The sequence below is a fragment of the Microcystis sp. M53602_WE12 genome, from assembly GCF_030065455.1.
GTDB classification, from domain to species: Bacteria; Cyanobacteriota; Cyanobacteriia; order Cyanobacteriales; family Microcystaceae; genus Microcystis; species Microcystis aeruginosa.
Genome location: NZ_JASJFB010000682.1, coordinates 1 through 2662 on the forward strand (window position 1 = coordinate 1; position 2662 = coordinate 2662).

The 2662-nt window shown below is 42.7% G+C and carries 2 protein-coding genes and 2 pseudogenes; 2 read left to right on the plus strand and 2 right to left on the minus strand.

All coding sequences use genetic code 11. The features are described from left to right. The first annotated feature begins 684 nt into the window (after positions 1–684). Positions 685–912, plus strand: a complete 228-nt coding sequence (locus PX482_RS21240; protein ID WP_002761217.1) for a DNA-directed RNA polymerase subunit omega — start codon at positions 685–687, stop codon at positions 910–912. A gap of 27 nt (positions 913–939) precedes the next feature. Here the strand turns inward: PX482_RS21240 and PX482_RS21245 are convergent. Further along, a pseudogene (locus tag PX482_RS21245) lies at positions 940–1125 on the minus strand (hypothetical protein); the annotation flags it as partial. Positions 1126–1178: 53 nt separating this feature from the next. Beyond that, positions 1179–1802 (minus strand): DUF3782 domain-containing protein, encoded by a 624-nt coding sequence (locus PX482_RS21250; RefSeq protein ID WP_288023976.1) that lies wholly within the window; start codon positions 1800–1802, stop codon positions 1179–1181. 200 nt (positions 1803–2002) lie between these two features. Here PX482_RS21250 and PX482_RS21255 point away from each other — a divergent pair. Continuing rightward, positions 2003–2459, plus strand: a pseudogene (locus PX482_RS21255) (PEP-CTERM sorting domain-containing protein). Positions 2460–2662 lie beyond the last annotated feature (203 nt).

The window sequence follows — 2662 nt, forward strand, 5'->3', positions numbered from 1 at the left end:
CCATAAATGAAGTTTTGTCGGATTAAATAATTGGCTGAGTTGTAGAGATTTTTAGACTGCCAAGATAAATTATCTATCTCAGCCCAAAATCGATGTCCTTTCTTGATAATGTGTCTTTCGGCTACTAACATTATTGTCCGTTGTCTTTTAACTCAGCGTCGGGTTTTGAAGGGTTGTCATCCGTTGTCATAATTGTACCAGAAGGCAATTGATAGCCTGTTAAATTCCCTTGTTTCCACCACCTCCAAGCCGTTCGATAACTTATTCCTGTTTTTTTTGCCTAGTCCGATAGTTTTGTCTGTACATACTACCATGAATGACTATATATGACCATATTTGTATTTAAACTTTACAATACCTTTTTTGGGTTTATAGCGTTTCCTGTTGGCAAGAGGTACATTGTCGATGGTGAAAAGCTTAATCAGCAAAGGTTTAACTGTGCCACACAGGTGTGGGAAACGCTATATTTATTTCAAAAATTATCTCTTTATTTGTATATTTTTAAACTTGTATAAAATTGATTTAAGTTTTGTAAAAAGTAGTTGACAAAATACGATCGAGATCAAGGATAACCCTATCCTTAAGGTTGACAAAATATGGTAAGGTGGACTGAGTAATAAAACTTATCACTAACCTATTATCAGTGACAAGTGCCAAATTCACCAGAGAAGGCTAAATATAACTATGTCCAAACGGTTTAAATTCGACTCCTCCGAGATGATTTATCTCACCGATAAACTGATGAATGCGGCCAGCAATCGTTACTCGATCGTCGTGCAAGTCGCTAGACGGGCCAAACGCGTCCGCTACGATACCGTAGAAAATATCGATGACCCGATGATTAAACCCGTCCAACGGGCCTTGATGGAAATGACCGACGAATTAACCGAACCGGAATTATTACGCGATTAATCCCCTAAAATTGCCTGGAACCCACCCCTACATTTCATCGGGGTTGATACCCAGTGATCTTAGTCTTTCCGCTAGTCGTTGGGCTTTTTGTTCCGCTTCCTGTTTGGCTAAACCTTCTTGCTGGGCGATCAAACCTGCTTGACTGGCGATCGCCGCAGCTGCCCTCGCCCTTTCCTCTGCGGTTAAATAACGATTTCCCGATACTGGGAAGAAGGCGATTTTTGTGTAGGAAAGGTTAACCATAGCGATTGTTTTGACTAGGGAAATTACCAAGTATTCGGTTGAAAGTCGGCATCATTAATAATGGCCACCGTATCCCCAGAGGGTTTAATCACAAATAGACCTTTTTTATAAGCGTATCGATCGATCCCCTCGTTGATTTCAATTCCCGCCACCGCACCGTAAGCTCGATAGTTTTGATAATGGGGAAAAGCGATTTTAAAGCGGGTCAATTTTTCGATAAATTCATCCACATCATCTTTAGATAATCTAGATTTACATTCCACCACCACGAGATCGGTATCATCTACCGCTAGGATATCAATTTCCATGGCGATGCCCTGACGCTTGACTCTAGCGCGGGGATAAACTTCTTTAATATCGATGCCTTTTTCCTGAAAAAGCCGTAAAACCGCCGGTTCTACCAATTCTTCCACAAATCGACCCCAGCGAGTGGTGAGACTATCTACCGCTTTGCTGGTTCGTTCAACCGTCCGTTTCAGTTCTGCCATGGAGCGATCGCTTTCTAGTTTAGATTCCGCCAGGAGGTTCTCTATTTCGACTCTATGGCGATCATATTCCGCCTTAGATTCGGCAGCCCGGCGATCATATTCCTCGGCGGAAGCGCGGAATAGCTGGTAAATATCCTCAAGAGTTACCGGTTCATTCATAGACTTACCTCTAAAACACCCCTGATCATTTTAGCGATTCCCTCGAGAAGCCGGACGAGAGCCAGAGAGCAAAACGAAAAAAATATTAAGAATTATGTAAAAGACTTGACAAATGTGCGGGGGGGGGTAAGGTTTTTCTGGAATTTACTTGGTTCCAAAACTTGCATAATCCTTACAACGCTCAAAGAGCTTGATTTTAGATGAAACTAACGATTATGGGTATTTTATCTGGGGTTGCCTTTGCGACTCTGGGCATCTCTGGCATTGCAGAAGCTTTTCAACTGATTCCTTCTGGTCTTAGTCCTGGTAATCAGTATCGCTTGGTATTTGTTACGGATGGCACGATTCAAGCAACAAGCACTGACATAAATACCTACAACACCTTTGTTGACAATGAGGCGCACACCTCAACAATATTAAATGACGCTTTTACGAATGTAGGAATCGACCCTGCTAGTATTACCGAAAAATTGGGTTCGTTATGGGAGCGATTTTGGTCCAGGGTTTAACGGTCCGGTAGCATTCCGCCCTTTGTACGGAATCTCTTCGGTGCTGACGGTTCCCACCACGACCACTCCAGAACCTTCTAGCCTTCTCGGTTTTATCACCTTGGGCCGATTAATGCTAGGGGGTACCGTCCGCAAAGCCCGCAAGTAATGCCTACAAGGGAGAGGAGGCGAGGGTTTCCTCTCTCGAAGCGGAGGTTTTCGATACTTTATGGCTCTTCGGTTTGTGTTATGCAATGGACGGGGATTATAAGGGATGTAACCCTTATATAGAAAGGCATTTAGCGATTTTTGTCAATTGTTTTTTATCTAGAGCGAACTAATCAATTAAGTCTCTTGCCAGATAAGGATTTA